The following is a 5,583-nucleotide window of genomic DNA, read 5'->3' on the forward strand; positions in this document are numbered from 1 at the left end:
GCGCAATGTATCTGCTGGGGACGGCCGCCTGCGTCCCACTGATCGCCAAACTCGGTGACCTCTTCGGGCACAAACGGCTTCTCGTCGTCGCGACCGCGTCCGTCGCGCTCGGTTCGTTCCTCGTCGCGTTCGCGCCGTCGTTCGAACTGCTGCTCGTCGGCCGGGCGTTGCAGGCACCGCTCGCGGCGTTCCTGCCACTCGAGTTCGCGATCGTGCGGGACCGCAACCCGGCCACGGCGGGCCGGAGCATCGGCAGACTGGTGGGGTCGCTGACACTGGGTGCCGCCGTCGGCGGCCTGCTCTCGGGTTTCCTGCTCGACTCGGTGATCGGCGACGTGAGTGTTGTGTTGCTCGTGCCCGCCATCCTCATGACGATCTGCCTTGCGGTGGTCTACTTCCTCGTCCCGGAGACGACGGTGCGCAAGTCGGGCACCGTCGACTGGACCGGCGCGGTCCTGCTGACGGTCGGTCTGCTCGGGGTGCTCGGTGGTGTCTCCAACGCCAACACCTGGGGCTGGACGAGCACCCTGACGTGGGCGGCCATCGGGGTCGGGGCTGCGGTTCTCGTCGTGTGGGTGTTCGTGGAACGACAGGTCCGGCATCCGCTCGTGGACCTCGACGTGGTCGGACGAGGCATGCGGGTGCCCATGTTGATGGCAATGCTGTTCGGCGCCCAACTGTTCGGTGTCCAGACCCCCAGCGCCCTCTTCCTCCGCGCCACGCCGGAGACCAACGGTTACGGGCTCGGCGTCACCGCGTCGATGACCGGCCTGATCCTGGCGCTGTTCGCTCTCGCGATGTTCGTCGGTGCGGCCACGAGCGACCGGCTCGCCCGTTCCGCCACCGTGCCCGGATCGCTCGCACTGGGTGCGGTCCTCGCGGCGGCCTCCTACATCCTGATGATCGTCGTCCCGGGGAACGTCGCCCTGTTCACTCTGTGGCTCGTCGTCGCGGGAATGGGCGGCGGCGTCGTGGTCGGGGTGCTGCCCACCGTCATCGTGCAGCAGGCCCCACCGGATTCGGTCGGTATCGCATCCGGCCTCTACAACACATCCCGCACCGCGGCGGGAGCCGTAGCCGGGGCCGTGTTCGCCCTCGTGATGTCATCGATGATCACCCCGGCACTCACCGCCGGTGCCAAGCAGATCCCCTCGGTGGGCGCCTATCACGTGGTGTGGGCAGTGTGTGCGGCACTGTGCGCCCTCACCGCTGTCCTGGCACTGAAACTCCACTCGCCGGCGGACGTCACCGAGAACGACACAGCCCCACTTGCCGACGACCAGCAAGTGCACGCCTGACATCTCTCCTGAACACCGAACGAAAGGATATCGAAGTGTCTGTCGATCCATACCTCCTCGGCACCATCGACGAACTCGGCCCGCAGTACACCGCATTGAGCGACGCCATCTGGAACAACCCCGAATTGCGATGGGAAGAACACGCTTCCGTCGATGCGCAGATCGCCGTCGCGGAGGCCGAGGGATTCATTGTCAGCCGGGCGGTGGCCGGTATCCCGACCGCGTTCAGCGCCGAAGCCGGAAGTGGTACGCCGGTGATCGCGATCGTCGGCGAATACGACGCCCTCGCCGGGCTCAGTCAGAAGTCGGGAAGTGCCGTGCCGGAACCGGAGCCCGGCAACGAAACCGGCAACGGGCAGGGCTGCGGACATCACCTTCTCGGTGGTGGTTCGCTCCTGGCCGCGACCGCCGTCAAGCGCTACCTCGACGCGAACGGCCTCCCGGGAACCGTCCGCTACTACGGATGCCCCGCCGAAGAGGCCGCCGCCGGAAAGACGTTCATGGTGAAGGAGGGTGCGTTCGCCGACGTCGACGCCGCCGTGTCGTGGCACCCCGGCGACACCACCACCGTGCAACGAATCCGCACACTCGCCTACATCCAGGCCTACGTCCGCTTCACCGGCATCGCCTCCCACGCAGGCGTGTCCCCCGAGCGCGGCCGCAGCGCTCTCGACGCGCTCGAGCTGATGAACGTCGGCACGAACTTCCTGCGTGAGCACATGCCCTCGGACTGCCGGATCCATTACGCGATCCTGGACACCGGTGGTCGCTCACCCAACGTGGTCCAGGCGAGCGCCGAGGCGTACTACCTTGTGCGGTCGCCGGATGTGGCCGGCATGCGCGAGCTGTTCGCCCGTGTGACGAAGATCGCCGAAGGCGCCGCGCTGATGACCGAGACCACGGTCGAGATCGAGATCGACGGCGGATGCTCGGACATCCTGCCGAATGTCGTCCTCGAGGATTCGATGCAGGAGCGGCTCCGCGAGCTCGGACCGGTTCCCTTCGACGCCGGCGACCTCGAGTCCGCATCGGCGTTCATCACCGAGACTACGTCGGGACGCACGGCGAGCACCCTCGGCGGTGAGTTCGAGGGCGACGGAAGCCCTCTGCACACCGACATCATCACGTTCGACGCGCGGACGCCACGTCCGACGCTGACCGGGTCCAGCGACCTCGGTGACGTCAGCCGGGTGACACCCCTCGTACAGTGCGCCACGGCGTGCGTCGCCGTCGGCACTGCCGCCCACTCGTGGCAGATGGTCGCCCAGGGCAAGCTTCCCGCCGCACACAAGGGGATGATCCACGCCGCCAAGATCATGGCCGCGACCGCGGCGGACCTGCTGACGGACGCCGAACTGCTGGCCTCGGCGCGCAAGGAGTTCACCTCCCGCACCTCCGAGACCCCCTACGACTCCCCGCTTCCCGACGGGGTCATCGCCCCGCCCCTGCGCGGCGCCGCCGTCGCCGTCTGACCACCCATTCGCAACCACCAGGAAGGACCACCCACATGACGCTCGCCACCCCCGTCGGCGACACCACCGAGCCGCGCACAGCAGCATTGAAGGATGTTGCGGCGCAGGTAGTCCGGAATCGCGAGAAGGAGCTGCTCGAACTCAGCCACCGCATTCACGACACCCCCGAGATCGCGTTCGAGGAGCACCGCGCCGCCGGCCTCGTCGGGGACGCACTCCGGAAAGCGGGCTTCGACACCACCGTCGGCGTCTACGGGCTCGACACGGCCGTCGAAGCGGTCTACGGGACCGGCGACCTCAYCGTCGCGATCTGCGCCGAATACGACGCACTGCCCGAAGTCGGGCACGCCTGCGGCCACAACATGATCGCGGCCGCCGGAGTGGGTGCGGCCCTCGCGCTCGCGGCGGTCGCCGACGACGCCGGTCTCCGGATCAAACTGCTGGGCACACCCGCCGAGGAGCACGGCGGCGGCAAGATCCCGATGCTCGAAGCCGGTGCGTGGGAGGACGCGGCGCTGTCGCTGATGGTTCACGGTGCATCGGGGACGGACATGCCCTGCTCCTCGCTGTGGATGCAGGCGGTCGATCGATTCGAGGTAACGTTCACTGGCCGCGCCGCACATGCCGCCGGCGCACCCGAGCACGGGATCAATGCCGGTGCCGCGGCGACGATCGCCCTGAACGCCATCGGGCTGGTCCGCCAGCAGTTCCGGGCGAAGACACGCGTCAACGCGTTCGTATCGCACGGAGGAGACGTCACCAACATCATTCCGGCCAGGACGGTGGTGCAGGTCGAGGTGCGGGCACCGGAGATCGGTGAGTGGCGCGAGGTGAAAGAGCGTGTGCTCGCCTGCTTCGAAGCGGGCGCACTCGCCACCGGATGCGAGTGGACGTACGCGGCCACGGAGCCGCCCTACGCGCCGATGGTCCAGAACCCGGTGCTCGCGGCGATCTGGGACGAGAACCTGCAGGCCACCGGTCGCGAACTCACGTCCGCCTCACTCGGCGGAGGCTCCAGCGACATGGGCAACGTGTCGCAGGTCGTGCCGTCCATCCATCCCGCGATCGCGGTGCTCGGCAGCACCGCGATCCCGCACAACGCCGACTTCGCCGACGCCGCAGCCAGTCCCGCCGCCGATGCCGCGATCCTCGACGGTGCGACAGCGCTGGCGTGGACGGTCCTCGACATCGCACTGGACACCGAGGTCCGCGGGGAGTTGCTGCGTCTGCAGGCGGAACGGCCGGAGGGGTTCACCCGGCGCGCCTCCTGGGCGTGATCGCCTAGGACAAGGCGAGCCGGCGCTCGGCGAGCGTCACGTGCTGTGCGAGGACGGGGCCGATGCCGGCGAGCGCTTCCGGACTCGTCATCTGCTGGTGCGATACGGGAACGGCGTGTTCGATAATCTCACCGCTGATGTGGGGCCTCCACGCGGAGACGCCGGTGGGGGCATCCACAGAGTCCGCCGCACCGAAGAACAGCAGATCGAGGCCGATCGGTGTCGACGGGCGGTGCGCGAGGGCGAGGTCGACCGTCTGGGTGAATACCCGGTGGACGGCGTCGAGGTCGTCCGCGGTCACGGCGGCGAACAGTCCGCCGGTGCGGCGCAGCACCTCCACCGCGCGATCCGTGGTCGCCGCCGCATCCGCGTCACCCGGGACCACCGCGCCGAACTCCGCCAGAAGTGCAGCCACGGTGGGCTTTTCCGTTGTGAGACCGTATCCTCCTGTCAGGTGTGTGTCGAGCATCGCGAGGGTGGCCACCTCGTCGCCGCCCTCCGTGAGCTGCACCGCCATCTCATGGGCGATCTGACCACCGACCGAGTAGCCGACCAGGTGATACGGGCCGTGCGGCTGCACCGAGCGGATCCGCTGGACGTATCGGGCGGCGAGATCCTCCAAGGAGTCGACCTGCAGGTCGGGGTCGGTCAGCGCAGGGGATTGCAGCCCGTACACCGGGCGGTCACCGAGGTACTGCACCAGCCCGGTGAAGCACCAGGCCAACCCGATCGCGGGATGGATGCAGAACACCGGGTTGCCGGTTCCGGTGGTTCGCAGCGGCAGCAGCACGTCGAGCGACGGGTCGGCGGCATCCTCCGCCCGGGAGTCCTCCGGCGCCGTGGCGATCATGTGCGCCAGGGCTTCCGGCGTCGGATGGGTGAAGATCCACTGCACCGGCACGGCGCGCGGAGACGATTCGGCAATCCGGGCGATCACGCTCGTCGCGGTGAGCGACGTACCGCCGAGGGTGAAGTAGTTGTCGTCGAGCCCGGCCCGGTCCAGCCCGAGCCCCTCGGCGAACGCGGCGGCCACCACCTCCTCGGTCGCGTTGCGCGGTGCCCGGTACGCGGCGCGCGCCGCGGTGAAGTCCGGCTCCGGCAGGGCGGCGCGGTCGAGTTTCCCGTTCGCGGTGACCGGCACGGCGTCGAGGACCGTCACGGTCGCGGGGACCATGTGCGGGGCCAACCGCGCACGGGCGTGCGCCAGGACCGCGGACGTGTCCAGCAGCGAACCCGCAGCGGGGACCACGTAGCCGGCCAACCGGTCGCCGCTGGTGTTCACGACGGCGCGATCGATACCGGGGTATCCGAGGAGGGCCGATTCGATTTCGCCGAGTTCGATGCGGAAACCACGAATCTTCACCTGAAAATCCGAGCGACCCACATACTCGAGCACCGGCCCACCCTCCGAACGCCGCCACCGCACCACATCCCCCGTCCGATACATCCGATCCCCCGGCCCACCGAACGGATCCGCAACGAACCGCCCCGCCGTCAACCCCGACCGGTTCCGATACCCCCGCGCCAGCGCCGGAC

At 68.9% G+C, this 5,583-nt stretch carries 4 protein-coding genes; 3 read left to right on the forward strand and 1 reads right to left on the reverse strand.

All coding sequences use genetic code 11. The features are described 5' to 3' along the window. From AC1D1G_RS40670 to AC1D1G_RS40680, 3 genes are all read left to right on the forward strand, one after another. Positions 1-1,298 (forward strand): MFS transporter (locus AC1D1G_RS40670; RefSeq protein ID WP_477956433.1); only part of this gene is annotated, 1,298 nt, incomplete at its 5' end. A gap of 35 nt (positions 1,299-1,333) precedes the next feature. Next, positions 1,334-2,770, forward strand: a complete 1,437-nt coding sequence (locus tag AC1D1G_RS40675; protein ID WP_283352058.1) for an amidohydrolase — start codon at positions 1,334-1,336, stop codon at positions 2,768-2,770. Between the two features lie 35 nt (positions 2,771-2,805). Further along, the gene (locus AC1D1G_RS40680) at positions 2,806-4,047 is read left to right on the forward strand and encodes an amidohydrolase (RefSeq protein WP_477956434.1); all 1,242 of its coding nucleotides are present in this window, start codon (positions 2,806-2,808) and stop codon (positions 4,045-4,047) included. Positions 4,048-4,051: 4 nt separating this feature from the next. Here the strand turns inward: AC1D1G_RS40680 and AC1D1G_RS40685 are convergent. Continuing rightward, positions 4,052-5,583: thioesterase domain-containing protein (locus AC1D1G_RS40685; RefSeq protein ID WP_477956435.1), on the reverse strand; the 1,532-nt coding region annotated here is incomplete at its 5' end.

The organism is Rhodococcus sp. P3_B8 (assembly GCF_056402775.1).